Source organism: Natrarchaeobius oligotrophus (genome assembly GCF_003841465.1).
GTDB lineage: Archaea > Halobacteriota > Halobacteria > Halobacteriales > Natrialbaceae > Natrarchaeobius > Natrarchaeobius oligotrophus.
Genome location: NZ_REFZ01000029.1, coordinates 1 through 24,981 on the forward strand (window position 1 = coordinate 1; position 24,981 = coordinate 24,981).

At 59.1% G+C, this 24,981-nt stretch carries 25 protein-coding genes and 6 pseudogenes; 7 read left to right on the top strand and 24 right to left on the bottom strand.

All coding sequences use genetic code 11. The features are described from left to right. The first annotated feature begins 145 nt into the window (after nt 1–145). Nucleotides 146–4,324, top strand: coding sequence for a carboxypeptidase regulatory-like domain-containing protein (locus EA472_RS20510; protein WP_124193367.1), 4,179 nt, complete (start codon nt 146–148; stop codon nt 4,322–4,324). A gap of 317 nt (nt 4,325–4,641) precedes the next feature. Here EA472_RS20510 and EA472_RS20515 read toward each other — a convergent pair whose 3' ends face one another. After that, nucleotides 4,642–5,397, bottom strand: coding sequence for a hypothetical protein (locus EA472_RS20515; RefSeq protein WP_124193368.1), 756 nt, complete (start codon nt 5,395–5,397; stop codon nt 4,642–4,644). A gap of 31 nt (nt 5,398–5,428) precedes the next feature. Between EA472_RS20515 and EA472_RS20520 the strand changes: the two genes are divergently transcribed. Then, on the top strand, nt 5,429–5,716 hold the full coding sequence (locus EA472_RS20520; RefSeq protein ID WP_124193369.1) for a hypothetical protein: 288 nt from the start codon (nt 5,429–5,431) through the stop codon (nt 5,714–5,716). A gap of 850 nt (nt 5,717–6,566) precedes the next feature. Here EA472_RS20520 and EA472_RS23120 read toward each other — a convergent pair. From EA472_RS23120 to EA472_RS23125, 3 genes and pseudogenes are all read right to left on the bottom strand, one after another. After that, nucleotides 6,567–7,102: pseudogene (locus EA472_RS23120) on the bottom strand (hypothetical protein); the annotation flags it as partial. 22 nt (nt 7,103–7,124) lie between these two features. After that, the gene (locus EA472_RS20530; RefSeq protein ID WP_124193370.1) at nt 7,125–7,613 is read right to left on the bottom strand and encodes a hypothetical protein; all 489 of its coding nucleotides are present in this window, start codon (nt 7,611–7,613) and stop codon (nt 7,125–7,127) included. Continuing rightward, complete coding sequence (locus tag EA472_RS23125) at nt 7,613–8,152, bottom strand: DUF7342 family protein (RefSeq protein ID WP_243637916.1); 540 nt, start codon at nt 8,150–8,152, stop codon at nt 7,613–7,615. Before EA472_RS23125 ends, EA472_RS20530 begins: the two co-directional genes overlap by 1 nt. A 515-nt stretch (nt 8,153–8,667) precedes the next feature. Here EA472_RS23125 and EA472_RS23455 point away from each other — a divergent pair. From EA472_RS23455 to EA472_RS22685, 3 genes are all read left to right on the top strand, one after another. Next, nucleotides 8,668–9,012, top strand: a complete 345-nt coding sequence (locus EA472_RS23455; protein ID WP_124193390.1) for a winged helix-turn-helix domain-containing protein — start codon at nt 8,668–8,670, stop codon at nt 9,010–9,012. Further along, complete coding sequence (locus EA472_RS20545) at nt 9,013–9,357, top strand: type II toxin-antitoxin system PemK/MazF family toxin (RefSeq protein WP_124193371.1); 345 nt, start codon at nt 9,013–9,015, stop codon at nt 9,355–9,357. Between the two features lie 309 nt (nt 9,358–9,666). After that, nucleotides 9,667–9,807, top strand: coding sequence for a hypothetical protein (locus EA472_RS22685; protein WP_165874952.1), 141 nt, complete (start codon nt 9,667–9,669; stop codon nt 9,805–9,807). 64 nt (nt 9,808–9,871) lie between these two features. On the opposite strand, the gene EA472_RS20555 is transcribed toward EA472_RS22685, so the two are convergent. From EA472_RS20555 to EA472_RS22815, 19 genes and pseudogenes are all read right to left on the bottom strand, one after another. Next, nucleotides 9,872–10,567: a hypothetical protein gene (locus tag EA472_RS20555; RefSeq protein WP_124193373.1), complete on the bottom strand. Its 696-nt coding sequence runs from the start codon at nt 10,565–10,567 to the stop codon at nt 9,872–9,874. Continuing rightward, nucleotides 10,564–11,238, bottom strand: coding sequence for a helix-turn-helix domain-containing protein (locus EA472_RS20560; protein ID WP_124193374.1), 675 nt, complete (start codon nt 11,236–11,238; stop codon nt 10,564–10,566). The genes EA472_RS20555 and EA472_RS20560 overlap by 4 nt, the downstream gene beginning before the upstream one ends. A gap of 138 nt (nt 11,239–11,376) precedes the next feature. Continuing rightward, nucleotides 11,377–11,810 (bottom strand): annotated as a pseudogene (locus EA472_RS20565) (hypothetical protein); the annotation flags it as partial. A gap of 6 nt (nt 11,811–11,816) precedes the next feature. Next, on the bottom strand, nt 11,817–12,992 hold the full coding sequence (locus tag EA472_RS20570) for a Fic family protein (protein ID WP_124193375.1): 1,176 nt from the start codon (nt 12,990–12,992) through the stop codon (nt 11,817–11,819). Between the two features lie 308 nt (nt 12,993–13,300). Further along, nucleotides 13,301–13,662, bottom strand: a pseudogene (locus EA472_RS23130) (hypothetical protein); the annotation flags it as partial. Nucleotides 13,663–13,726: 64 nt separating this feature from the next. Next, a complete protein-coding gene (locus tag EA472_RS20580; RefSeq protein WP_243637917.1) occupies nt 13,727–14,089 on the bottom strand; it encodes a PIN domain-containing protein in 363 nt (120 codons plus the stop codon). A 29-nt stretch (nt 14,090–14,118) separates the two neighbouring features. Beyond that, nucleotides 14,119–14,367 carry a hypothetical protein gene (locus EA472_RS20585; RefSeq protein WP_124193377.1) on the bottom strand — a complete coding sequence of 83 codons (249 nt, stop codon included), beginning with the start codon at nt 14,365–14,367 and terminating at the stop codon, nt 14,119–14,121. A gap of 267 nt (nt 14,368–14,634) precedes the next feature. Next, nucleotides 14,635–15,230, bottom strand: a pseudogene (locus EA472_RS23460) (hypothetical protein); the annotation flags it as partial. 1 nt (nt 15,231) lies between these two features. Next, on the bottom strand, nt 15,232–15,642 hold the full coding sequence (locus EA472_RS20595; RefSeq protein ID WP_243637919.1) for a hypothetical protein: 411 nt from the start codon (nt 15,640–15,642) through the stop codon (nt 15,232–15,234). Nucleotides 15,643–15,764: 122 nt separating this feature from the next. After that, complete coding sequence (locus EA472_RS20600) at nt 15,765–16,298, bottom strand: DUF7437 domain-containing protein (RefSeq protein WP_124193379.1); 534 nt, start codon at nt 16,296–16,298, stop codon at nt 15,765–15,767. Nucleotides 16,299–16,784: 486 nt separating this feature from the next. Beyond that, nucleotides 16,785–17,120 (bottom strand): DUF5615 family PIN-like protein, encoded by a 336-nt coding sequence (locus EA472_RS20610; RefSeq protein WP_124193381.1) that lies wholly within the window; start codon nt 17,118–17,120, stop codon nt 16,785–16,787. Further along, nucleotides 17,117–17,416, bottom strand: a complete 300-nt coding sequence (locus EA472_RS20615; RefSeq protein WP_124193382.1) for a DUF433 domain-containing protein — start codon at nt 17,414–17,416, stop codon at nt 17,117–17,119. Before EA472_RS20615 ends, EA472_RS20610 begins: the two co-directional genes overlap by 4 nt. Before the next feature lie 236 nt (nt 17,417–17,652). Beyond that, nucleotides 17,653–18,171 (bottom strand): annotated as a pseudogene (locus tag EA472_RS20620) (hypothetical protein); the annotation flags it as partial. 90 nt (nt 18,172–18,261) lie between these two features. Further along, nucleotides 18,262–18,621, bottom strand: coding sequence for a DUF5615 family PIN-like protein (locus tag EA472_RS23465; protein WP_394341358.1), 360 nt, complete (start codon nt 18,619–18,621; stop codon nt 18,262–18,264). Beyond that, nucleotides 18,618–18,896, bottom strand: coding sequence for a DUF433 domain-containing protein (locus tag EA472_RS20625; RefSeq protein ID WP_124193383.1), 279 nt, complete (start codon nt 18,894–18,896; stop codon nt 18,618–18,620). The genes EA472_RS23465 and EA472_RS20625 overlap by 4 nt, the downstream gene beginning before the upstream one ends. 817 nt (nt 18,897–19,713) lie before the next feature. Next, nucleotides 19,714–20,187: a PIN domain-containing protein gene (locus tag EA472_RS20630; protein ID WP_124193384.1), complete on the bottom strand. Its 474-nt coding sequence runs from the start codon at nt 20,185–20,187 to the stop codon at nt 19,714–19,716. Further along, nucleotides 20,184–20,660: a helix-turn-helix domain-containing protein gene (locus tag EA472_RS20635; protein ID WP_124193385.1), complete on the bottom strand. Its 477-nt coding sequence runs from the start codon at nt 20,658–20,660 to the stop codon at nt 20,184–20,186. The genes EA472_RS20630 and EA472_RS20635 overlap by 4 nt, the downstream gene beginning before the upstream one ends. A 288-nt stretch (nt 20,661–20,948) precedes the next feature. Then, nucleotides 20,949–21,773, bottom strand: a complete 825-nt coding sequence (locus EA472_RS20640; RefSeq protein WP_124193386.1) for a hypothetical protein — start codon at nt 21,771–21,773, stop codon at nt 20,949–20,951. Further along, on the bottom strand, nt 21,766–22,434 hold the full coding sequence (locus tag EA472_RS22815) for a hypothetical protein (protein WP_207891198.1): 669 nt from the start codon (nt 22,432–22,434) through the stop codon (nt 21,766–21,768). The genes EA472_RS20640 and EA472_RS22815 overlap by 8 nt, the downstream gene beginning before the upstream one ends. Before the next feature lie 223 nt (nt 22,435–22,657). On the opposite strand from EA472_RS22815, the gene EA472_RS20650 reads away from it, so the two are divergent. Further along, the gene (locus EA472_RS20650; RefSeq protein WP_124193387.1) at nt 22,658–22,966 is read left to right on the top strand and encodes a transcriptional regulator; all 309 of its coding nucleotides are present in this window, start codon (nt 22,658–22,660) and stop codon (nt 22,964–22,966) included. A gap of 252 nt (nt 22,967–23,218) precedes the next feature. On the opposite strand, the gene EA472_RS20655 is transcribed toward EA472_RS20650, so the two are convergent. Then, nucleotides 23,219–24,157 (bottom strand): NAD-dependent epimerase/dehydratase family protein, encoded by a 939-nt coding sequence (locus EA472_RS20655; RefSeq protein WP_124193388.1) that lies wholly within the window; start codon nt 24,155–24,157, stop codon nt 23,219–23,221. Nucleotides 24,158–24,313: 156 nt separating this feature from the next. On the opposite strand from EA472_RS20655, the pseudogene EA472_RS23140 reads away from it, so the two are divergent. Continuing rightward, a pseudogene (locus EA472_RS23140) lies at nt 24,314–24,781 on the top strand (IS5/IS1182 family transposase); the annotation flags it as partial. Nucleotides 24,782–24,981 lie beyond the last annotated feature (200 nt).

Below are 24,981 nucleotides of genomic sequence, written 5' to 3' on the forward strand. Positions count from 1 at the left end.
CCATGCGCGGGTAGAAGTGTATCTTGGACTGTGTCTCCGAGTGATCGTTGCCATCACGAACTACGAACAGGGTGAAAATCCGGGTCGAACCAAGCTCGTGGCATGAGATGAATTGTATGACACCCTCCTCGAGGGTAACGCAACCGTGAGCGGCACGGTCGAGGATACGACGTTCGAAACCGATCTCTCGGACGTGGAAGTAGTTGCCGACAACGGCGGGGGAACCTACACCGCGGAGTCGGACGAAGACGGTGCGTACACGATTGCCGTTCCCGGGACCGGCGAGGAGTACACTGTAACCGCTGTTATCGTCGGCTGGGACGATAATTCGACGAGCACGACGGTCGACGACGCCGAGGACGTCAGCGGCGTTGATCTCGAGCTCACCGGCGATGCGATGGATTCCATTACGCTCAGTGACAGTGAGACGGACGTACCGCTCGACGGAGCGACTGTGAGCATCGAACACGAGACGTTCGGCGTCGCCGATGACGCGTTCACGACAGACGAGGACGGAAACGTGGACATCGTCCTCCCCGGTGGGTTCACGTACAGTTACACGTTCTCGAAACCGGGGTACGACGCAGCCAATATCCCCCAGCGCTCACTCACCCCCGGCGACCAATCGTCGGCGAACTGGTTGCTGGGCGGCAACGCCGAGATCATCGGTCAGATCACCGATAGCGAGAGCGGGGACGCCGTCGAAGGCGCGACGGTGACTGCCACGAACGGTGCGGGTGCGTACGAAGCAACCACCGATGAACGTGGCGAGTACACCGTCGAATCCGTGCCCGGCGGGAGCGAGTACACCGTCGAACTCGAGGCGGGCGGCTACGAGACGGTCGTCGAGTCGGACGAATCCGTCGGCGACGAAGCGACCCACACTCTGGACGCCGAACTGACGGGGACCGCAACGCTCAGCGGAACCGTCGCGGACGAGGCGTTCGGGATGGCACTCTCCGACGTCCAGATCGACGTCACCGGCGAGCAGGAGTACGTCGTAGAGACGGACGAAAGCGGTGAGTACACCGCGATCGTCGCCGGAACCGGTGAGGAGTACACGGTGAGCGTCGATCCCGACGGTTGGGTCGAAGCGAGCGGGACCGTCGAGCTCGATGACGGCGGGACCGAGACCGGTTTCGACTTCGACCTCGCCGGCGATGCGGCGACCGAGGTCACGGCCGAAGATGGTGAAACCGGTGGGCCGATCGAGGGAGCGACCGTGATCGCCCGGAACGAGACGCTCGGAGAGACCGATTCGTTCGAGACTGACAGTACTGGCACGGCTGCGTTGACGCCGCTCCCGGGTGGATTCACCTACGACTTCACGATCGACGCCGACGGCTACGACGGCGAGGAGGTAACGGACGTGTTCCTCACAGCCGGTGCGTCCGAGAGTCGGGCCCACGACCTGTTCGGAACCGCCGCGATCTTCGGACAGGTGACCGACGACGCGTTCGGCGTGCCGATCGAGGGAGCGACCGTCACCGCCGAAAACGGTGCCGGTGCGTACGAAGCGACGACGGATGAAAGCGGCGAATACACGATCGAGAACGTGCCCGGAACCGGCGAGGAGTACACCGTCACCGCCGACGAAGTGGGCTACGAACTGACAGTGGAGACGGTAACCGTCGCCGACGACGCGAGCGTTTCACGGGATCTAACCGTCGTCGGTGATGCCGAGATCACCGGAACGGTGACGGACGCCCTGACCGAGGACGGAATCGAAGACGCGACGGTGACCGCGACGAACGGCGCTGGAACGTACGAGGCGACGACCGACGAAGCGGGCGCGTACGCCGTCGAGAACCTGCCCGGTGGAGAGACGTACGACCTCGTCGCCGACCGCGACGGCTACGAACAGATGACGCGAGACGGAGTGGCGGTCGACGCTGGCACGCACCAGACCGAGAACGTCGTCCTCGAGCCGATCGGCGAGACGACGGTGGCCGGAACGGTCACCGACGAGGTGACGGGCCACCCCATCGAAGGCGCAGACGTGACGATAGAACTCGACGACGAGCGCGTCGACACCGACCTCGCGTTCGAGACCGAGACGAACGCCGACGGTGCCTACGAGTTGACCGACGTCGTCGATGGCTACGACTACACGCTCACGACCGACGCGGACGGCTACGACGGCGAGACCGAGTCGCTTCGCGTCGACGGCGACGAGGGCGTCGACTTCTCACTGGTCGGCGACGGCACGCTCGAGTTCGACGTCGGTGGCGAGCAGTTCGGCGACGACCTCGAGGGTGCGATCGTCGAGGCGACGCCGGCAGACGGCGACGGCACCTACGACGGGAGCCACACCGGAAACGGAACCTACACCGTATCCGGGCTGGCGAGCGCCGTCGAGTACGACGTCACCGTTACGGCGGCCGGCTACGAGCCGACCGAATTCGACGCACGCGTCGAGGAGCCCGGAACCACGACGCTGTCCGAGCCGGCGTTGCTCGATGGCGACGCCACGCTCGAGGTGACGGCCGTCGGTTCGCGTACCGACGCTCCGCTCGAGAACGTCTCGGTGAGGATCGAACGCGAAACCGACGGCGCGCAGTTCGAGCCGTCGGCGACGACCGATGCCGACGGAACGCTCGCGGTGACGATTCCCGGAACGGACGACGAGTACGCCGTCACCGCGAACGTCACGGGCTACAACGAGTCGACGGTCACGACGGACGACGTCGACTCCGGCTCGACGGTCCCGGTTTCGATCACGCTCGAGGGTGATTCGGCCATCGAAGGGACCGTGAGCGACCGTGTGACCGGCGACGCGCTCGACGAGGTGATCGTCACGGTCGACACGGATGGCTCCGCCTTCGAGACGACGACCGCCACGAACGGCTCCTACCAGTTGACGGCCGTTCCGGGCGCGCAAACGTACGAGCTAACGCTGGAGGCGGACGGGTATCGATCCGCATCGACGAACGTCACACCGTCGGCCGAGACGGTCGTCGTCACCGACTCGCTCTGGCTGGCTCACGACGGCGACGGCACGAACGAATCGCCGTACCGGGTCACGAACGCGGCCGAACTGCAGGCGATCGGGGCGGAACTCGACGCCCACTACGCACTCGAGGGACACGTCGACGCCGCCGAAGCCGACGCCTGGCACGGTGGCGTCGGCTTCGAGCCGATCGGCGACGACGCGTCGCCGTTTACCGGCTCATTCGACGGACAGGGCAACGCCATTTCGACGCTCACCGTCGAGCGAACTGGCAACTCTTCGGTCGGCTTGTTCGGCGTCGTCGACGGCGGCTCGATCGAGACGCTCGCGCTCGAGAACGTGAGCGTCACGGGCGACGAACAGGTCGGCGGCCTGGTCGGCTCGCTCTCGGCCGGATCGATCGACGGGGTCGTCGTGAGCGGGAGCGTCGCTGGCGAGGAGTCGGTCGGCGGCCTGGTCGGCTCCGGCGGTGACGTCTCGACGGCGGCCTCGAGTGCGACGGTCGAGGGGACGACGGCCGTTGGCGGCTTGATCGGCGAGAGCGACGGGGACGTCTCCGGATCGTTCGCCGCTGGACAGGTGACCGCAATGACGGCCGCCGGCGGTCTCGTCGGCGCGGGAACCCCGACCGTCGACTCGAGCTACTGGGACGCGACCGAAACGACCCAGAACCACTCGGCCGGTTCGCCGGACGCCAACGGGCTGGATACCGACGCGCTGGTCGGGACAGCCACCCAGCAGACGAGTCTCGAACTCAACGAGACGTGGATCGCGCTCGACGAGGAGTACCCACGCCACCGGTGGATGGTCGACCACCTCGAACTGTCGCTCGCCGACGACTCACTCGAGCCGGAAGCGACGACTGACGCGATCGTCGCGGTCAGTTTCTTCGATGACTCGACGGCGTACGCGAACGAGACGGCGGCGCTCTCGAGTTCCGACCGGGACGTCGTGGTCGTCGAGAACGCAACTGTTGAGGCCGTTGGCGACGGGGTCGCGACTCTCAGCGCAACTCTCAGCGGGCTCGAGTCGACCCTCTCCGTCGAGGTTGATTCCCCCTCTTCCTCGTCGGGCGCTTCGAACGTCCCCGCCGGCGGTGGCGACTCACCGGACGAACCCGAACTCGGTTCCGACGACGACGGCGGAGTCGACTCTGACGACGCACCCGAACCCGGTGACGACGACACGGGAGTCGCCGACGAACCCGGTGACGACGACGCTGGCGAAATCAGTGATACCGACGACAGCCAGGACGAGTCGCTCGGAGATGCCGGTGAATCCGACGATACCGTTCCAGGATTTGGAGTGCTTCTCACTCTCGGTGTCCTGCTGGGTCTTCTTCTCGCACTCCCGAGAGCGTCGACGATCGAGTGAGCCGCCTCGGGAGCAAGTGGTTCGAGAGACGGAGTCTCTCGTCATCACGGAAGATCGACTCCGGCCGTCGATCCGAGCGCGAAACGTTCCGACGACGCTCGCTACGGACGGGACAGTACGCCTCGGTTTCGGTACTGAGGTCCGCGGATGGGTCTCGCCGAAACGTATCGGACTCCGTTCGTCTCCGAGGCGAGTCTCGGTGGACGTGCGCCGGTCGGGCCTCCGCGGTCACACCAGTTGCAGACGGGCTGGTATCACACTGTGATGGCGATCTCTCACTTGCGCCGTCGATTCGTCCGTACAGCGGCTGACGTCCGTCACTGACTCTCGCGTCGTCGATTCGTCCGAGTTACGAACGCGATTACGCAGACTGCCCAGGCGACCACCAGCAGACCACCGACGAGTCCGAGGCTGTGGAGTTCTCCGGGGTAGACGACCGAAACGAGACCGAGGATTCCCGCGAGCACGGCGGCCGAACCGCCGGTAACACGACGCGTGGTTCCGTCGACGCTACTCGCTGCTGCGAGCGAGACCGTCGCGAGCAGATACATCGATAGCCCTCCGTAGAACCACCGACCTGCCACCTTGTCGTCGAGTGTCAGTTGCTGCCACTGGTAGCGCGCCGCCAGCCACAGGAACGGAACCGCGAGGAGGATTGTCAGCGCCAGCAACGGCCACTCGAGATCCGGGTTGCGTGACGGAAGAACCCCGTCCCGGGCCGGGTGGAGCCAGACGACCATCGAAAGAATCGCCGCCGTGAGCAGTATTCCGACACCCGTTACCAGCGGATCGGTCATCACGAACGCAAGCGGCATCAACAGCCCCAGCAGGGAAGCGCCGATGAGGAGGGTTCGTGCCGGCCCGATCGCCGTCCGTGGCCGTAGTAACGTGAGGATCGAACACCCGAGCATGACCGTCATGAACGTACCCGCCGCGACGCCGTTGATCGGCGTCACCTCGTCGTACAGCGGCGGGAACCACGCGGTGACCACGTAATATCCTTCGAAAGCCCAGAGTCCGGCGAAGACGAGAGCGACGAGACCCGCCACCACGCGAAAGCCAACGCGTTGCAATCTCGAGTCACTCGCGGACCCCGTCGTCAGCGTGGATCTCATCGGAACGCACCCCGGTGTCGCGTTATTTCGACTGCTGATAGGGCAGCCGAAGGCTGTCGTCGCGCGCTCATTGTTCGTGCCTCCCTGCGAGGAATTCGACCCGCTCAGCAACCGGAACGAATACCGCCACCCAACCCACGACGACGGCTCCGGGACTCGAGCCACGTTCTCCACCCGGGTAGACGCCAGACCCGAGACCGACGACCGCGAGGAAGACGGCAACGGAGCCGAGAAATCGCCAGCTGGCCCCGCGAACGAGCGCTTTCACCCGCTCTGACGATCGCCACACCCGTGCGAGAACGCCCGGTACGAGCAGCGAGAACACGCTCGCGAGCTTTGTCCCAACTCGGCACCTGGTCGTCGTTCCCCACTTTCCTGCTGGTAGTCCACCGAGCGCGCGAGTCCACTTCGGTTCTGCGGGTGTCGTCGACCCTCGTCGCCGGCCGTCTCTCCCGATCATGATAGTTGCGCACCAGCACGCGGGAGATACATATAATTCATTTGATGTGCACGGCGCGGGTGCTGTGCATCTCCTGCGTTCGACCCGCGGTTGCGTTCGCCGTCAGTTCCGGGTACGTCGCGAATAGATAGGCTACCGGGAGGATGTCGTCTTCGGCTACGATCCGTTCACGGGAAACTCAGATGGCCGTCCATTTTCACTCATCAGCGGCGAGCGGACTCCGTTTCACGGAGAACGGTGTATCACACCCTCACTCACGATACGGACGTGGTACGAGAAACGAATCGCAATCGAGGAGTCCGATCGGGTCGACGGTGGGCCACCACGATCGAGTTCAATCATGCCGTGATCAACGAGCTCGATGAGCTCCGATGAGATCGAGATCAAACGAGGGATGCTCACGGAATCGATACTCACGACGGCGACACTCCGAGTACGTTCTCGAGCAATAGCCCGGTGACCGCTGTCGTCATCAGGATGCCTTCCGGACCTCGTCGTTCTTCGTGACCATCGACGACCACTCGAGCGACACACCCGGCACTATTCACCCCTCGTACAGCCGTGCGTCCGTCGTGAGTGAGGGTTTTTGGAGAGTCAGACGACCTCTCTCGAGGCGTTCTCTACAGAGGTGTCCCCGGTCATCCGAGGACACCAGCCGTCACCGGTGCTAGCCACCCCCCGTTGTCTCGCCCGGTACGTCGGCATCGCCGGGAAGGACGAGTCGGCGTTCGGTGTACTCGAGGCCGTTTTTTCGCTCTGTTCGTTTGCGGACGGCGACTCGATGGTCGACGGGTCGAGGATGGCATCGATCAGTCTCGGGAACAGCTTCTTCGCGTACGTATCGCTGACACCGGGTTCCTACCCACGGATCCAATCTGGGGGACGCTGCCTTTCAGGTATTCCTTGATTCCGGCACCGCCGGGCTCCCAGGGGTTGGCACCGACACTTGGGTCTGTCCACGCCTGCCAAAGCTTTCGCAACATCTCATCTTCCATCCGCGTTAGTTGCTGAATCGGTAGGGGATCGCCAGATGCCAGCGGGACGTCGCCGTGGTCGAGCGGATCAGCCTGTTCTGGCAGGCGGTAGTACTGCTTACCGTCGTGAGTCGCTCGAGGCAGCCATCAGCGACGTCGACGTCGTGAGGATCGACACTCTCCCCAGGAGGTGTGCTCCCTTCTCGAGTTCGCGATCCTGGAGTTCTGATCTCGGTATTTGTTTGTGCTCGTTAGCGAAGTCCAGTTGGTCGACCGTCTTCCCACTCAACTGCGGTGACTGCATCGGGGAGTGATTCGAGTCTCCGCTCGATAACGTCGAGCGGGTGGGAGTCGATGAAGTTGGCTGGTTGATGTTCAACAGCTGTTGTGCTATCGGTTACCTGTAGATGAACTGGTCCAAGATCAGCGTGTGTATCGTCCTGATGCCATCCAACCAGCAGTTGTCGATCCGGTTCGATCCAGTTGAACCAGTAATACTCGTACAGTTCGGCTGTCTGAAGTTGGAATCCGACTTCGACTCGTGCGGTCGTCGTCGGATACTCTTTATCGTCTAGAAACTTTCGTGGGTTCACCGTACCAACGACGCGATACGGCCCGGCTTCCCGCGGTTCGGTACGGCGTCGGTGAACACCATCGAACTCGCCACCGAGACGGTTTTGGATACGATCGTGAAGCCGCTTGCGCTGTAAGTTGGCTCGATTAGCGAGGAAAACGACCATCAGGCGAGTGAGGAGTAGCTGTTGTGTTTCGGTGAGGAGAGTTCGACGACATCGCCATACAGGTGGAGTGCATGCTTCACGAGCGCGAGTTCCGTGTTGACCGCTTCCCACGTGGCAATCACATTACGCCGGTCACGAAGTTCCGCAGCTGACCACTCCTCTTCGGCGAGTTGGTCACGAAATTCTTCGAGTGAGTTGACATCAAATTCCGAAGCCAACGCTTCTTGTTCTTCCTTCAGCTCTGTGAGCTGCCTCTCCAATTCGTCCCGCGTGTGCTCCTTAATGTGGGTTGTGACCTCGTCAAAGAGCATCCGAACTGGGTTCACGTCGTATGCCTTCGTGCGGTCAACCGTCGTTTCGATGACCCAGTCGTCACGTTCCAGGCGCTGGAGCTCATCGTCGGCTGTCGTCCGTGAAACGTCTGCTCGGTCGGCGATCTCTTGAACAGGTGTTGGTTCGGCTAGTACTTCGACGACTTCGCGGACCCGTTCACGACCACTCATCGTTTCTGTCCACGTCCCGTGATCTGAGTTTCCCATTATCCTCCCCTAAGACCTGCTTCTCCAAATAATTTACCTCGAGTCAATTATCTGTGTTCCTGGTTGCCTGAAGTTAACCGATGTCATGGAAGGGCCAGTGACAGCTGTTGTCTTCGGTTCCCCTTCCAGATTCTGTCCGTCAGTTCGATCACCGACGACCACTCGAGCAAGAGACCCGCCACTATCCATCCCTCCAACAACCGCATTCGTGCTGTGAGTCTATCTGCGTAGACCGATAGATGACCTCTCTCGAAGCGTGTCGTCTCGGCCTCGAGGTCGTCGACGCGCTCTTCGAGTGTGGTGGTCTGCTCGTCGAGGCCGTCACAATCATCTTCGAGGTGGACAATGTGCTTGTTTTTCGCTTCGAGGTTGGCCTCGAGGACCTCGATTCGTTCGTGGAGGGCCTCGGGTTGGTCGGTTACCGCTCAGGTAGTGCCAAGAGGAGTTACCTTGGATATGTGAGTGACACTAGTGATACGACAACCCTTATGACTCGACATACACTAGTGACAACTATGCCGATCGATATTGAGACGTTCGACGGGAGCTCTGAAAGTGAACTCGAGGGGGAGACGAATGCAGAGCGAATCATCACGTTCCTGGCCCGGAACGATGACAAGGCCTTCACGCCATCTGAAATAGCCGAGGGATCAGGGGTAACGAAGGGATCAGTTAGTACTGTTTTAAGCCGACTCGAGGATGAAAACCTGGTCCGACATAAGGGAAAATACTGGGCGATTGGAGACATGGACCGCGTTCGTGATGCGTATGACCTCCACAGGACCGTTCAACGATTGAACAAGCAGTACGGCGAAGAAGACCTCGAAGAGTGGAAAGAACACGCAGTTGAGGAGAAGTAGATGGACTACGATCGAGGAGACGTTGTCATCGGCTACGACAAGTTCAAAGAAAACTCCGATGGACGTCCGTTTTTGATTGTTAGCGGCGAGAATACTCCGTTCCACGGAGAACAATATATTACGCTCTCACTCACGACGCGGACGTGGTACGAAGACCGTATCCCGATCGAGGAGTCTGATTGGGTCGAAGGTGGAGCCCCACGATCGAGTTCGATCATGCCATGGTCAGTGAACTCCATTAGCGCCACCGAGATCGACGTTAAACAGGGTACACTCACGGAACCGATCGTCACGATGGCGACGGAACAACTTTCCAGGTACGTTCTCGACGAATACCACCAGTGACAGCTGTTGTCGTCAGGATGCTTTCCGAGCCTCGTCCGTCGTGATGACCACCGACGACCACTCGAGCGAGACTCCCACCACTATCTACCCCTCCAACAATCGCCTTCGTCTCCATCACCAGTGACTCTTTGAGCGACCGGCACAATTCCCCAGTGAAGCGGGAGATTTGGGTCATAGGCAACCGAGGTCTCCCGCTTCAACTCCTTTGATTTAGCGAAGCATTCCGCCGCCTAGTGATTCAACACGGCCCTTGAGGGCGACATTCGCCAAGCTTTCGAGGCGCGAGATCTCGTCCTCGAGGTCCTCCACGTGCCTTTCGAGCTCGGCCGTTCGGTCTTCGAGGCGATCCCGATCTCGTTCGAGGTGTGCGATACGCTCGTCTTTGGCTTCAAGGTCGGCCTCGAGGACCGCGATTCGGTCCTGAAGGGACTCGAGTTGCTCGAAAGCTGATCGTGGTCTGTAAGCTGTACAACCGTCGAAGTGCTGTCTGTGGATATCGATGGGGACCGCAGGGCTACTCCAGTTTTTCAATCTGCGCGGCGAGGTAGTTTCGAAGAGAATTGACTGTTGGTTCAGAGATAGCTGACGCACCGAAGTCACTCCGGTAACCGTGTTTCAGTTCATCACTTTCCAAAATCTCTTTTGCTCGTTCGAGTTGTTCGCGAAGCGCATCTGTCTCGCCCCGGTGCAGATGTGGTGTGACCGTTGTGAGAGCAATCTCTTCGGCGATGGCAACGATATCTCTGATGTCAGTCTCTCGGCCACTGTGTAGTTTTGCAGCAACAAGTACCGCCCCATCGACAGCTCGAGCTTTCGTTGTCGTTGTGCCACCACTCACTGTCTGTTCTGCACTGTGATCGTAGAGGTGGTTGAACGACCACTGTGCTTCCGTTTGACGACATCCGAGGCCATTGACTAGTAGGTCAAATCCGATTGGTTGTTTCGGGGCGAGACGTTTTTTGTATTCGATAACTTCAGTGTCATAAAACCATCTCTTCGCGTGACTGTCGGTCTCTTCGAATCCACGGTCCTCAAGGAAGCTAACGAAATCGCTCTTGTTCTCGGGGGCAACAACGATGTCGAGATCGGTCGAAAACCGCGCGTTGAAAACAGAAACTGCGTACCCACCAACGAGGACGTACTTGAGATCACTTTCATTGAGTTCCTCGAGAAGTTCGATCAATGCATCGCTACGATCGGTGAAACTCATGGTTGAACACGCTCCGATTCGCGATATGCCACGCCAACGTCGAGATCATCGTACATCCGATCAAGCATCGAGAGGGCCGACTGGAACTGTACGTAATGCTCGCGCATATATTCAATCGTCTCTTCGCGTGGGACAACAGGATGGTCCTCAACGTGTTCGATATCGAGTGATGGCTGGGGATCGAGGACGATCTGTATTGGGTTTGGAACATCTGTTCTTGGCTGGCGCTCTACCGAGACAGGGATGTCACACGAGTCGAAGAAAGCCTGCCAGTCGTAGAGGTCCTGTTCGCGGACAGCAAGAAACAACGGGTAGTCATCTGGCGTCCGACCGACCTGATAGCCTCCGCGTGTCCACACGTACACCGCATCGATCCGGGTGAACGCAAACGGCCAGTCACCAAACTGAGGGAGGATGTATGCTTCGTCGATAGTCGGTGGACTCACTCGGGTACTGGCAGCGAGGAGATCAAACGCGGTATCCCGGACGGTATCGTTGACGACGAACAACCCGTCATCATATCGAACGAAGCCAGCTTCTTCAAGTCGGTTCACAGCCTGGCGAACCGTTTCATACGGAATTTGAAGTCGTTGAGAGACACGCCGGATCGAGTCACCACTCTCGAGTGCAAGGATAACTCGTACAGCGGTGTCGTCAAATACCTCGTACATTTGTTGATTACCAGTTTGTTGGTAACCCTCAAAAGCGTTACTGGATGTGAAGTGGGAAGTGTTGCAAATCCGGGCCGAAGATCGTCGTAGATTCTAGAGACACCTGTCGTCTCCGGGCGTTTCTTCGAACCCCGTCCGTCAGTCTGCCCACCGACGACCACTCGAGCGTGACTCCCGCCACTGGTCACCCCTCGTACAGCCGCGCGTCCGTCGTGGGTTAGTCTCTCCAGGAATTGCTGCGGCGGCGGTTTCGTCCAGAGCGTCTCCCTCGAGGGGAAGTACGAGCCGACGCTCCGCGTACCCGAGGTCGTTCTTGCGCTGTGATCGTTTGCGGGCGGTCATCCGGTTCGACAGCTCGAGAGCGGTATCGATCACTCACGAGACCAGCTTCTTCGCGTAGGTGTCGGTCGCCCCGGGCTCTCGTCGACGGATCCAATGCTTGAGATCGGTCGCCTTGACGTACTTGCTGATGTCCTGCACCCGCTCTCCCACGGGTTGTCACCGACGCTCGAGGCAACTCGAGCCTGCCAACGCTTCGCCGCGAGACGCGTGGGTAACGCGTTCGCCACTGAGCATACTTAATACGTCTGTGGTGGTCGCTCGAGAATCTCAAAAATCTCTCGCGCACGGTATTCTCGGTTTCGTTCTTTTCCGGTCGTCTCCTCGAGTACACCTTCTTCCTCCAGATGGTCGATCGCTCGATAGGCCGTCGGACCCGTTACGTCGAGCTGTTCCTGAACACTGTTCGCAGTGAGGTATGGCCGCTCGAAGAGTGTACACGCTAATTTTGCATAGGCTGCAGCGGTATCGCCGTACGTAGCCTCATATTCTTGCTGTAAGGAGTGAAGTTCCTGAGATCGAAGGAGGGATTCTTCTGCCTGATGGCGAAGCCCCGTCACGAAGAACTCTACCCATGCTTCCCACTCGCCGTACTTCCGGACGGCGTTCAAACGATCGACGTAGATCTCTTTGTAGCGATTGAAGTATTCGCTCAGGTAGAGCGTTGGTTGCTCGAGATAGTCGTGTTCATACAGCTGTACTGTGATGAGGAGCCGTCCGAGCCGACCGTTACCGTCCCCGTAGGGGTGAATCGTCTCGAACTGATAGTGTGTGAGCGCAATATCGATGAGCGAGTGGTAGCTCCCACCAGTACGGATGTACGTCAGTAGCGCATCCATCAGTCCATCGACGGCATTTGGAACGGGAGGGACGAATTCGCCCAGATGATTCGGGACGGACTTGAACTCCCCAATGGTATCCGTTTCTCGGCGGTCTTCAGGTACGTCAGTCAAGAGCGTATCGTGGAGAGTATGTAGAAGATCGATGGAAACCCCATTATTCCGATCGATCGCCCTGATTCCGCTTTTGAGCGCGCGTTCGTAGTTAAGCACTTCTCGAACGTCTTTCGTTTCGTCGATGACTGGTGCTTGCTCATCAGCTACATCGGATCGGTCCAACGATCTGGTCTCAAAACTATAGAGTGCATTGTAATCGATATCTGCACCCTCTATTTCTGACGACTCCATCGCTTCTTTTCGAAGCAACGACGTGTACAACACTGGTGCAAAATCGGTTGTCAGGCTGTACCCACCGAGTTTTCCGAGCCAAAACGTCGTCTCCGAAAGCAACTCGTAGAACTCCGTCTCGAATTGTAACTCGCTATCTGGCGGAAGGGGATCCGGATTGTAGTATGGACGACGGCCGTATGGCACGAGACGTCCAGGGGCGTCATCAGGTAACTCCTGGAGAGTCATTTGAGACTACAACAGGATTAATCCCGCTGTTAGTTAAATCTAGCCCACCAAAATGTAACCTGTCTACAGGAGAAGCGGGATCGTTTTTGCTCTCAGCTCAGATTGTGAACTGTCTCAACCCGAGCTGCCTGTTGCGGATTCCAGTGACAGCTGTTGTCTTCAGGGTCTCCTCCAATCCTTGTCCGTCAGTCTGCCCACCGACGACCACTCGAGCGAGACGCCCGCCACTGGTCATCCCTCGTACAGCCGCGCGTCCGTCGTGAGATCGGTTTCCTGGAGAGTCAGCCGACCCCTCTCGAGGCGCTTTCTTACTCGCTGTCCCCGGTCACCCGAGGATACCAGCCGTCACCGGTGCTGGTCACCCCCCGTGTCTCGCCCGGCACGTCGGCGTCGCTGGGGAGGGCGAGCCGGCGTTCCGTGTATTCGAGGCCGTTCTTTCGCTCGGTTCTCCGGCGAATCGCCAGCCGATGCTTCGAGAGCTCGAGGATTGCGTCGATGGTTCTCGAGACCAGCTTCTTCGCGTACGCGTCGCTGATGCCGGGCTCCTGACGTTCGCAAGAGCGACGCTCTTGTGCAGCCCATCAGAAATATTCGATTTCTGAGGACGGCGAATCCTGTGTTTGAGATCGCCGGCTTTGACGTACTCGTCGACGTCCGTGCAGCCGCGCTCTCATACGGTCGGCTCTGAGTCAGTACCAGGAGCGACCGACAATCAGTCTTCGCATCCGCACCGGTCAGTAGGTCTCGACTGGCACTCCCAACGCTTCGAAATCTTCGACGTTGTCTGTCAAGACCGAATCGTCGAGAACGTCGGCCATTGCGGCGATGTACCCATCGTTCGGACCGACGCCAGCGTTCCCACCCACACGGTCATCTGCCGTCGCGAGTAGTTCACCGGCTCTACGCGCGATCTCTTCGTCAACATCAATGCGGGGGTACCCGAGGAGACGATTCCGCACCTCTTGCTCAGTGGTCTCGCTGCGAGCTGTGGCAACACCGTAATAGGTCTCAGCGACAACCGGGGTCGGTAACCACTGCATCTCTCCTTTCTCGACGAGTTCAGCGCCCTTCGAGAATGCATCCGGATCTTCCGCCATCAGATCGAAGAGGTACGACGAGTCGATAATCATTTGCTCCCGTCCTCGCTTTCGAAGGCACAGCGGGCATCATTGAGGCGGTCCTGGTCACGCCCACGCAGACGGTTTACCGCTTCCTTGGCGTCCTCAGCTTCCTCTTCGGTCAGGAGGCCGGCAACGTCGCTCGGGTGAGGGCCGCGCGTCATCCGACGCAGCGTCTCCTCCATCGTCTCATCGCTCCTCTTGTGGGCGCTGAGCCACTCGTGGTACTCCTCTGAGACTCGAATGGTTTTGACCATGCGATATATTGGGATATATGTGCCTAAGAGTGTTACGCCGATAGATTCCTCCCAAAACGACGTGAATGACGAGTTGGTGTCTGCAGTGACAGCTGTTGTCTTCAGACTCTCCTTCGAACCCCGTCCGTCAGTACGCCCACCGACGACCACTCGAGCGAGACTCCCGCCACTATTCACCCCTCGTACAGCCGCGCGTCCGTCGCGAGATCGGTTTCCTGGAGAGTCAGCCGCCCCCTCTCGAGGCGTTTTTCACCCCTGTGTCCCCGGTTATCCGAGGACACCAGCCGTCACCGGCGCTGGTCACCTCCTGGGGCCTCACCAGGAATGTCGACGTCTTCGGGAAGCACCAATCGACGCTCTGTGTACTCGAGGCCGTTCTTCCGTTCTTGGCGTTTGCGAACGGCGACGCGATGCTTCGAGAGATCCAGCATGGCGTCGATCACTCTCGAGACGAGCTTTTTCGCGTAGGTGTCGCTGACGCCGGATTCTTGCTGGCGGATCCAGTGTTTGAGATCGCTCGCTGTGACGCACTCGCTGATTCCTGCACCACCGGTCTCCCATGGATTATCGCCAACGCTCGAGTCTTCTTGGGCCTTCCAGAGCTTCGCCGCCGGCCGTGTGGGCAGCGCGTTCGCCGTCGACCGCAGCATCTCGTCGTCCATTCTGGAGAGTTGCTGAATCGGGAGGAGGTCGCCATACGCCAGCGAAACGTTACCGCGCTCGAGCGGATCGGCCTGTTCGGGCAGCCGGAAGTAGCGCTGGCCATCGTCTTTCGTGATCCGCTCGAGGCGGCCGTCGGCGACATCGGCGTCGTGAGGATCGACAGTCTCTGCACGGAGGTGTTCACCCTTCTCGAGTTCCCCACTATTCTCTTTTCTCGAGGAATTCGTTTGCAGTCATATTCTGCAGATATTTTTCGCTCACATATCGATACTCGAGACGTTCTTCGAACCCATACTCAGGAAGTAGTGTTTCCGCTGCACGACCTGCCGGCTTGTCTGTCGTTAAGAGTACGATCTTGTTGGTTTCACTCTCAAGAAATTGTGCTGCAAGTCCAACGAGGGCCGTATCCGCTTTTTCGACGGTATCCTGTGATCTGCCCGTTTCGTTCGCGATAAATCGTCTCGCAGCATCCATGATCCCCGACACGATCGGGTTTGTATACTCGAGCGGATCCGCTACGACGATCCACCCCTCATCGACTCCTTCTTGCCAGGGAATACTACTGGTGGGATATGCTCCGTCGGATGGTTCGCCGCCGAGTTCCTCATACACACGCCGTGGAATGTGCAACGTTGTGCCAGCAGTTCGGACCGCACGGCGCAGTCGCTGGTATTTTTCTCGATCAGGTCCGCCACATCGGATGAAGACGCCCGAGTCTGCGAGGTATGCCGTCCTCATTCCTCAGCACGGTGAGCACGAACGACTGGTTCGAGTGCCTGCAGAATAATCTCGGCCTCGAGTGGTGAGCAATCGAGCTCTCGAGCCATAATCCGATGATTGACCGTTCCGTCCACGTACTCGCGTGCGTACTCGAGTGCAGTCGCGAGTCCATCAATGCCGTGGCGATCGAGGTAGACAGAGATGTCCTGATCATCGTCGCTACGGCCGACTGCATCGACGAGTTCAGCCGAAATCGTCTGCTTGTCGCCGTCGATGGTAACCGTTACGGATAGCGGTTCGGCGTCGAACCTGTACGGTCTCTCCGTCCGTGTTTTCCGCAGGAGACCAGCGTTCTCGAGTCTGTTGACGTAGTCGTAGACAGTCCCTTGTGGGACCCCGAGATTGGATACGAGTTCTTCGACAGTCACATCTTCTGTGTGAAACGCGTAGCTGTATATTCGGGCGAGCGATGGGTTCTCCAGAAGCTCGAGGACTGTTTGGAGTTGTTTGATTGGTGGCTGCTCCGGTGGCGTCGTAGACTGGGACATTGTATTATGTATTATGGATGATTCATAATAAGGCTTCGCCCTGGAGTGAACCGCCGGATACAATTGTCGTCTCCGGATGTTCCTTTGACCCCTGTCCGTCAGTCTGCCCACCGACGATCACTCGAGCGAGACACCCGCCACTATTCAACCCTCGTACAGCCGCGCGTTCGTCGTGAGTAATGGTTCCTGGAGTGTCAGCCGACCTCTCTCGAGGCGCTTTCTTACTCGCTGTCCCCGGTCACCCGAGGCTTTCTTACTCGCTGTCCCCGGTCACCCGAGGCTTTCTTACTCGCTGTCCCCGGTCACCCGAGGACACCAGCCGTCACCGGTCCTGGTCACCTCCTGGGACCCCACCAGGAATCTCGATGTCCTCGGGCAGCACGAGTCGGCGCTCTGTGTACTCGAGGCCGTTCTTTCGTCCCGTGCGTTTTCGAACGGCCACCCGGTGCTTCGAGAGGTCCAACACGGCATCGATCACTCTCGAGATCAGAGCCAGTTGCCCGGGACGTAGAGAACCGTTCCAGCGAGATCGTCGGTATACATCTCTATTCGTCGAATTGCCGCAGCGATTTCGCCCGCCGATGCAGCCGTATTGCAAGCGAGGATTCCGGGGTGGTGCTCAACGTTCAGTTCTGGATCAGCCCCACGAAAATCGGTATCTTCGCTCAGAATGAGCCGGTCGGTTTCGCGTGCATACTGCAAGAGAACCGTGTCTTCAGAGCCTAGTTCAACATCCTCACCAACGATAGCAACATCGTGTCCCTCACCACGGAGCGCAGAAACAATGGCTGGTGGAACGTGTTCGTCAGCCAACAGCCTCATACCTCGGGCTCTGACTGGGTTTTCGTATCGAGGTCCTCGGGTCCACGGATGACAGATCGCTCGTCAGGGATGGACTGACGCTCGGCTTGGATCTGGCGCATTTCCTCGGCGTGATCGTAGTAATACACTAAGGCGCGGTAGACGTCGGCGATATCGAGATCGTAGTCGGCGGCGACCTGTTCGGGGGATTCTCCGGCATCAAGGACCCGCTTTGCGACGTGGTGGACCCCGATACGCCTCCCCTCAATTCGGGGTGCACCACCCAGCGTATCGTTCGTCGAGACGATTTCAGCCATTAGAAGATACTACGCTCCACTCAATAATAAAGGCTGGCCGAAGTAGACTCCAGTGACAGCTGTTGTCTTCAGGGTCTCCTCCAATCCTCGTCCGTCAGTACGCCCACCGACGACCACTCGAGCGAGACGCCCGCCACTATTCACCCCTCGTACAGCCGCGCGTCCGTCGTGAGTGAGGGTTCCTGGAGAGTCAGCCGCCCTCTCTCTCGAGGCGCTTTCTTCCTCGCTGTCCCCGGTCACCCGAGGACACCAGCCGTCACCGGCCCTGATCACCTCCCGATGTCTCGCCCGGTACGTCGGCGTCGCCGGGGAGGACGAGCCGGCGTTCGGTGTACTCGAGGCCGTTCTTCCGCTCGGTCTTTCTGCGGACCGCCAGCTGATGCTTCGAGAGCTCGAGGATCGCGTCGATGGTTCTCGAGACGAGCTTCTTCGCGTACGCGTCGCTGATGCCGGGCTCCTGCCGGCGGATCCAGTGTTTGAGATCGCCGGCTTTGACGTACTCGGCGACGCCCTTGCAGCCGCGCTCCCAGGGATCGTCGCCGACGCTCGAGTCGGTCCGGGCTCGCCAGAGCTTCGCCGCGAGTCGCGTTGGCAACGAGTTCGCGGCCGACCGGCGCACGTCCTCGTCCATCCGGGCCAGCTGCTGGATCGGGAGGAGGTACCATATGCTCCCGAGACCTCGCACGCTCGAACGGGTTATCCTGTTACGGTACCCGGTGATACTGCCTACCGTCGGCGTTCGTGAGTCGCTTACGGCGATCGTTGGCGATATCGACGGAGTGATGATTTTGTTGGTTAATTCGAATCGACCGAACGCTTATCTATCTGCGCACACGTTTGGACCATCAACTGGAGTGCCACTGATCCAACCAGATTTGTTCACCAGCGAGTTCCTGCGGTGAATAATACCCAAGAACGCGCTCAAGCGTTCGTACGACTCCGTCGGGATCATCCCGAAGCAATACTGGATTTGTATAAATAATAATGCCTGCATGGTCTACGCCGTTGCTGACTGGCCCACTGAAGTCCTTCTTATCGTGGGTTATGAATAGATACTCGTTTTCGGCGCAGTACTCCAAGAGCTGACGATCGTTCGTTCCTTCGCCGAAGATCGTATTCGCTTTGATCACGTCGTAGCCACTCGATTGGAGAGTAGTTATGAAGACACTCGGCACGTGTTCATCCGCACAAAACGAGACAGTCACTGTGCTGGTTCCGGGGGTTGTAACGCATTTTCTGCGAGTTCGGCTCGTACCTCGTTGCGTTCTTGGCGGAGCTGACGCATCTCTTCAGGATGCTCGTGATAGTATGCGAGTGCGGTATAGATTTCACCAAGCGATCGGTCAAGTTGATCCGCAACATCTGCAGGCGGGTTCCCACCATCGATTACGAGTTCATAGACGTCGAGAACGCCCACGCGTGTCCCGTCAATACGGGGTTCTCCACCGAGTACGTCGTCCGTTTGCACGATGGTTGCCATGAATAGTTCCTAGTTTAGTCGCACATCACATAAGCGTTCTCGGATTCGGAAACTCGATCACAAATATCTGCCGGCGACAGTTGTTGTCTTTCGCAGGACGGCTCGAGTGGGTCTCTCATACGGAGTGTTGTAACTGTTTACCGGAGCGACCGGGTGCTGTCCTGCGGTCGTTCCGGGAATGACTCTCAGTAAAGTCACCGCTGGTCAATTCGACACCGTTCGATGTGTAGCGGTTACACAGAACGCGGATCGCTTCGTTAAGAGAGTACAGCGATGAGAGGTAGTTGTGGAGCAATCGAAGTACTTCGAAGCCTTCCTCTTGAACCCGTTCAGCGTGGCAGAGAAAGATGGGATTGGATTGGAAATTCCCATCGATGTATTCGTCGAGTTCGTAGTAGTTTAGGATCAAATTCGTCGAATCCGCTGGTGACGGTTGTCGTCTCCGGACGAATCTTCGAACTCCGTCTGTCGTGGTGACTACCGACGACCACTCGAGCGAGACACCCGCCACTATTCACCCCTCGTACAGCCGCGCGTCCGTCGTGAGTGAGGGTTCCTGGAGAGTCGGCAGACCGCTCTCGAGGCATTCTCTACCGCGGTGTCCCCGGTCACCCGAGGACACCAGCCGTCACCGGTATTAGTCACCTCCTGTCTCACCAGGAATGTATGCATCGCCGGGAAGCACCGTGACGCGATTCACGCCCGTTGAGCAAATCGAAGGTTTGCGATGCCCATCAGAACGCTTTGCGTTCTGAGGACGCCGTAAACGCCGGGACTCTCTCGCTGATCAAAGATAGAATCTGCACTCGCTTGGCTCTCACAACACGGTCAATGGATCACGAAGTTCGACATGATCGATCAGCCCGTTCCGTTCCACAATATCCCGCGTAATCCGTCGCAGCTTTCGATCAGCGGTTACCAACGTCACAGGCCTGTCTCGCGCGAGGTTACAGATGAGTGCCGGGATGTACTGATCGGCTTTCACCTCGTGTTCTGGCAGCGATTCATCCGAAATTCGTCGACGCGCTTCGTCGATCACACGGCTCGACGTCGCGAAGTCCGGTGATCGGACGACGAGATATCCGTCGTCAACAAGTCGTTGGATTTCTAGGGCGGACTCTCGATGGTTCGATGGTGCTCGTTCGTTCTCGAGTACGTTGTCGACGAGTTCCCGTTTCACCGACTGCGGCACGACGATCGTTCTTCCGGTTTCGACGGCGGCACGAACGCGATCGGAAAACGCACGCCCATGCATGATGACCGCGTTTGTATCGACGACGATTACGCTCATCGCGTGAGGAGTTCGAGTTCCTGGGCAACTCTGAGGAAATCCGCATGAGCCATCCCGACTTCCTCGCTTGCCTCTCGGTACGTGAGTTCGCCAGCCTCGACCCGCTCCCAGATGTCGATAACGTCGTCGATACTGCCTTGGCCGTACGTCTCGATCGTGTACTCGAGTGTCTTCGATTCGGATTCGACCGCATCAGCGATCGATGATAGCGAAAGTTGCAAGTCGAAGTCGGCCGGTGCATACCGTGCTGGTTTCCCACCTTTCCGGACGAGGAACCCAGCTGCGTGGAGATCCCGACAGTACTCGTGTGCTGTCGTGTGTGCAAGCCCGAGTTCGCCTTTCACTTCCGAAACGGTGAACTCCTCACGACCGGCAGCATACCCGAGAATTTCGAGTTTTCGGTCGTTCGCCAGTTGTTCGAACACCGCCTGTAACCGCTTTCTGGAAATCGGCGTGTCGTCGGTAATACTCATTCGTATCTCTCGCATATACGAAGAACGAGAATATAGCTAAATCTTTCGACTCCCTTAACACACTGTCAACGTTCCCAGAGACACCTGTCGTCTCTAGACATTCCTTCCAGTACCGTCCGCCGTGATGACCACTGACGACCACTCGAGCGAAACACCCGCCACTATTCATCCCTCGTCCAGCCGCGCGTCCGTCGTGAGATCGGTTTCCTGGAGAGTCAGCCGCCCTCTCTCGAGGCGCTTTCTTACTCGCTGTCCCCGGTCACCCGAGGACACCAGCCGTCACCGGTATTAGTCACCTCCCGGTGTCTCGCCCGGTACGTCGGCGTCGGTCGGGAGGACGAGTCGTCGCTCGGTGTACTTGAGGCCGTTCTTCCGCTCGGTCTTTCTGCGGACCGCCAGCCGGTGCTTCGAGAGCTCGAGGATCGCGTCGATGGTTCTCGAGACGAGCTTCTTCGCGTACGCGTCGCTGATTCCCGGCTCCCGACGGCGAATCCAGTGTTTGAGATCGCCGGCTTTGACGTACTCGGCGACGTCTTTGCAACCGCGCTCCCAGGGATCGTCGCCGACACTCGAGTCGGTCCGGGCTCGCCAGAGCTTCGCCGCGAGTCGCGTGGGTAACGCGTTCGCGGCCGACCGGCGCATGTCCTCGTCCATCCGCGCGAGCTGCTGGATCGGGAGCAGGTCGCCGTACGCGAGCGTCACGTCACCCCCGCGCTCGAGCGGGTCTGCCTGTTCGGGCAGCCGGTAGTAGGCGTCGTCGGTCTTGACGATCCGCTCGATGCGATCGTCCGGCACGGTGACCGCCGCCTCGTCGACGTTCGACTCGCGCAAGTGCGCGCCCTTCTCGAGTTCGCGACTCTGGAGTTCCCCGATACGGTCCTTGTTCGCGTTCGCCTTCTTCAGCGCGGCCTCCGCGAGATTCTCGAGGCGAGCGGTTTCGGACTCGAGGTCGTCGATCCGCTCGGCCTTTTGTTGGCACTCGGCCTCGAGTCGCTCGAGACGCGTTTCCCGGTTCTCGCGTTCGGTCTCGAGGCGCTCGAGGCGGTCGGTGAGCGCTTCGATGCGCGCCTCGAGCTCGTCGACGCGACTCGAGCACGTGCGGCCGTCACTCATCGTCGTCACCCCCGTTCCAGCTCGAGTCGGGGTTTGGGGTGTCGCTCGAGTCGGGGTCTTCGTGGGTGTCGCTCGAGTCGTCGCTACTTCGATCGTCGACCGTTTCGTCGTCCGACTCGTGCTCGTCGTCTCGATCGGCGTTCTCGTTCGATTTCTCGCTTTTCGATGCTCGAGCCCGTCGGATTCCCTCGAGCGCGCGCTCGAACGCCTCCGGCGTCGGGCCGTCGAACGTCGTGATCCGGACGTGCGACCCGTCGAACGGCTCCGGCTCGTTCGCGGGTTCGTCGATCGGTTCGTCCGCCGGGTCGTCGATCGGTTCGTCCGCCGGGTCGTCGATTTGCTCGCCCGCTGGTTCGTCCATCGGCTCGTCTTCCGGACGGTACGGGATCGACGCCTCCGGGCCGATCACCCGCAGGCCCACCGTGCTCGCCTCCGCCCTGATCTCGCGCAGATACCGGCGGACGTCCCGCCGGTCGTCGTCTGACAGCCCCTCGAACGCCGTGTTTCGAGCGGGCCTCTCGAGGTCGATCAGTAGCGTCCTGGTGAGGCGATCGATCCGCTCGAGGCGGGTGCGGACCGATTCGGTGGTCTGCTGTTTCTTTCGCGTCGGTGCGTCGCGCCGGTCGGGGCTTTCATTACCCCGCGAATCGTCGTTTGACATGGCTTCCGTAGGCTGGTTACGGGAGCTATCCGCGGACTCGGTGTCTCCACCACCGATCCGCTGTTCCTCATTCGTGAGAGTAAGGTCCGCGTGTAGCTTCCGTAGTGTAGCGTTCGTGGATCACACACTTAATTATTAGTATGTATGGCTCAAACTTGGATCATATGATCCAAGAAACATTCGATCCGGTGCAATTAATCACTGAACAGTCGATGAGCGGGGTATGCGGGCCCGTGTCTCGTGGATGAATCAGGCTGACGACGCCATCCTCGAGTACCTACAGGAACTGGAAACGGAAACGGGCCACCGAATTGCGCTCCCGCCAACGGCCGTCTGGTACAACCTCGTCGAAGAACTCGGCGTGTTAGACCGGAGCCAGAACACCATCTCCAGACGAATGAACGTCCTCTCTGATGCGGACTTGCTCGAGAAAATCGACGAGAAACGCGGCTACTACCGTATTACTGATCGTGGAATAGCGTATCTCGAGGGGCAGCTAGACGCCGACGATCTCGAACTGGAGGACAGCTGATCGACGGGAGTTTCGAGAGTGCAATACCCCGAAAGCCCCTGGCGCTCTCGTCGGCTGCGACTCGCTCACGGCTTCGCCGTTCGCGATGGCGCGGTTCTCTCGCCTCCGGCGCTCCGAACCGCGCCCTCGCTGCGCGCCTCACTTCGTTCGGTGCTTGCTTCGTCTCGCTCGCCGAGAGCGCCAGCCCCTTTCATTCCCACCCTGGCGTAAATCGACAGGCCACCGCTCGCCGGCTGGACGGTTCCTGAGTACTCACTCGAGCTCCTCTCGGTACCACTCGACGGTCCGCTCGAGTCCCTCCCGCAACGAAACCGTCGGCTCGTAGTCGAGTCGATCTCGAGCCTTCGAAATATCCGCCTCGGAGTGCTCGATGTCGCCCGACCGAGCGTCCGTGTGGACGATATCCGAATCCGTGTCCGTGATATCCTGAATCAGTTCGGCCAGCTCGCGGATCGTGACCGACTCGCCGGTTCCGATGTTGTACGCTTCACCCACAGCGTCGGTGGTTGCTGCTTTGATATTTGCCTGGACGACGTCGTCGATAAACACGAAGTCTCGAGTTTGCTCGCCGTCTCCGTGGACGGTAATCGGCTCTCCGCTCAACGCTTGATCGATGAAGACGCTGATGACCCCCGCGTAGTCTCCTGGCGTCTGTCCGGGTCCGTAGACGTTGAAGTAGCGAAGTGCAACGGTCTCGAGGTCGTAAAGATCGTTGTAGAGGCGGGCGTAGTGGTCGATCGTCAGCTTGTCGAGACCGTACGGCGAGGTCGGCTCTTTCGGATCGGTTTCTTCGATTGGTGTTCGTGTCGGCTGACCGTAGATGGCTGCACTCGAGGCAAGGACGACGCGTACGTCGCGTTTTTGAGCCTCCTCGAGAAGCGAGTGTGTGGCGTCGACATTGATCGCTTGGCTTTTGACGGGTTCATCGATCGATTGTGCGACGCTCACCATGGCGGCCTCGTGGAAGATCATGTCTGCCTTGGTGCCGTCCTGATGCAGTGCTTCGTCATCACATACGTCCGCCTTGATGAGGTTGACATCCTCCGGCACGTTTTCGAGGTCACCATTAATCAGTGAGTCGTAGACCGTCACGTCGTTGTCAAAGGCGAGTGCGTGGGTGAGATGGCTGCCGATGAATCCGGCACCACCGGTAACAAGAACGCGCTGGTTCTGGAATTCGGGTAGGGTCATTATTGGGATATCTTCGAGCGGACGGTTGAGTATGACGATCAGTTTCGAGAATTATTGTTTTGTCCATATTTAGACGTTAGTGTTCGGTCGGCTCAGAACTTGGCTAGGGAATTATAGGGTTCTAGCAAAAGCCGCTACTTATCGAATCTACTTGGAATTGATGGGGACGGTTCGGTTGTGCAATCGAAGTTCGTCAGCTTCACAAAACAGGTTGTGTCGCTTGCTCAAAATTCGTCGTTAAAGAGCCGGTTCCGGCGTTTCAATTGGGAGAGGCCGGCTACGCCGACTGGGTGATCGTCGCCATCCGCGGTCTTCGCGCGTATCTCGATCACCCGTACCGCCGGCTGCTGGACGTCCTGTGCGAGATGCCCCGAATCGTCAAAGTTCTCGGCTTAGAGCCGTCAATACTACCTGAATTTTCCACCGTCTTGCTCGATATCAATGCCTCAAAATGCCGATCTGGCGCGTCCTATTGCGGCTGTCGGGCAGCCACACGAACTCGGCGAGATCCAGGCGATCAATGCCACCGGCATGGACCGGATCTTGGCTAGCCAATACTACGCCAATCGAACGAATTACACGTTTCGCGCGGTGAAAACTACTGTCTCGATTGATTGTAGGACTAGTATCAGTACCTCACAAGGCGTCTTTGGCTAACCCGGTCTGAAGCCGCAGTTCTCTCTTTCTGAATCATGATCGACGGGAGTTCGACTCTGAAATCGAGTGAAGCTATGTGGATCTGTCGCTGTCGGCGGCGCTCAGCCGCCGACGCGACGGCGTTGCCACTCACGAACAGGGCTTCCTCGGTCGGTGGTTACCGGTAG

Excerpts from the sequence above, each read along its gene's own strand:
- EA472_RS20530 (WP_124193370.1), bottom strand. The coding sequence starts at position 7,613 with ATGGTCGTTTTCCTCGCTAATCGAGCCAACTTACAGCGCAAGCGGCTT.
- EA472_RS23125 (WP_243637916.1), bottom strand. The coding sequence starts at position 8,152 with ATGGGAAACTCAGATCACGGGACGTGGACAGAAACGATGAGTGGTCGT.
- EA472_RS23455 (WP_124193390.1), top strand. The coding sequence starts at position 8,668 with ATGCCGATCGATATTGAGACGTTCGACGGGAGCTCTGAAAGTGAACTC.
- EA472_RS20545 (WP_124193371.1), top strand. The coding sequence starts at position 9,013 with ATGGACTACGATCGAGGAGACGTTGTCATCGGCTACGACAAGTTCAAA.
- EA472_RS20555 (WP_124193373.1), bottom strand. The coding sequence starts at position 10,567 with ATGAGTTTCACCGATCGTAGCGATGCATTGATCGAACTTCTCGAGGAA.
- EA472_RS20560 (WP_124193374.1), bottom strand. The coding sequence starts at position 11,238 with ATGTACGAGGTATTTGACGACACCGCTGTACGAGTTATCCTTGCACTC.
- EA472_RS20570 (WP_124193375.1), bottom strand. The coding sequence starts at position 12,992 with ATGACTCTCCAGGAGTTACCTGATGACGCCCCTGGACGTCTCGTGCCA.
- EA472_RS20580 (WP_243637917.1), bottom strand. The coding sequence starts at position 14,089 with ATGGCGGAAGATCCGGATGCATTCTCGAAGGGCGCTGAACTCGTCGAG.
- EA472_RS20585 (WP_124193377.1), bottom strand. The coding sequence starts at position 14,367 with ATGGTCAAAACCATTCGAGTCTCAGAGGAGTACCACGAGTGGCTCAGC.
- EA472_RS20600 (WP_124193379.1), bottom strand. The coding sequence starts at position 16,298 with ATGTCCCAGTCTACGACGCCACCGGAGCAGCCACCAATCAAACAACTC.
- EA472_RS20610 (WP_124193381.1), bottom strand. The coding sequence starts at position 17,120 with ATGAGGCTGTTGGCTGACGAACACGTTCCACCAGCCATTGTTTCTGCG.
- EA472_RS20615 (WP_124193382.1), bottom strand. The coding sequence starts at position 17,416 with ATGGCTGAAATCGTCTCGACGAACGATACGCTGGGTGGTGCACCCCGA.
- EA472_RS20625 (WP_124193383.1), bottom strand. The coding sequence starts at position 18,896 with ATGGCAACCATCGTGCAAACGGACGACGTACTCGGTGGAGAACCCCGT.
- EA472_RS20630 (WP_124193384.1), bottom strand. The coding sequence starts at position 20,187 with ATGAGCGTAATCGTCGTCGATACAAACGCGGTCATCATGCATGGGCGT.
- EA472_RS20635 (WP_124193385.1), bottom strand. The coding sequence starts at position 20,660 with ATGAGTATTACCGACGACACGCCGATTTCCAGAAAGCGGTTACAGGCG.
- EA472_RS20640 (WP_124193386.1), bottom strand. The coding sequence starts at position 21,773 with ATGAGTGACGGCCGCACGTGCTCGAGTCGCGTCGACGAGCTCGAGGCG.
- EA472_RS22815 (WP_207891198.1), bottom strand. The coding sequence starts at position 22,434 with ATGTCAAACGACGATTCGCGGGGTAATGAAAGCCCCGACCGGCGCGAC.
- EA472_RS20650 (WP_124193387.1), top strand. The coding sequence starts at position 22,658 with ATGCGGGCCCGTGTCTCGTGGATGAATCAGGCTGACGACGCCATCCTC.
- EA472_RS20655 (WP_124193388.1), bottom strand. The coding sequence starts at position 24,157 with ATGACCCTACCCGAATTCCAGAACCAGCGCGTTCTTGTTACCGGTGGT.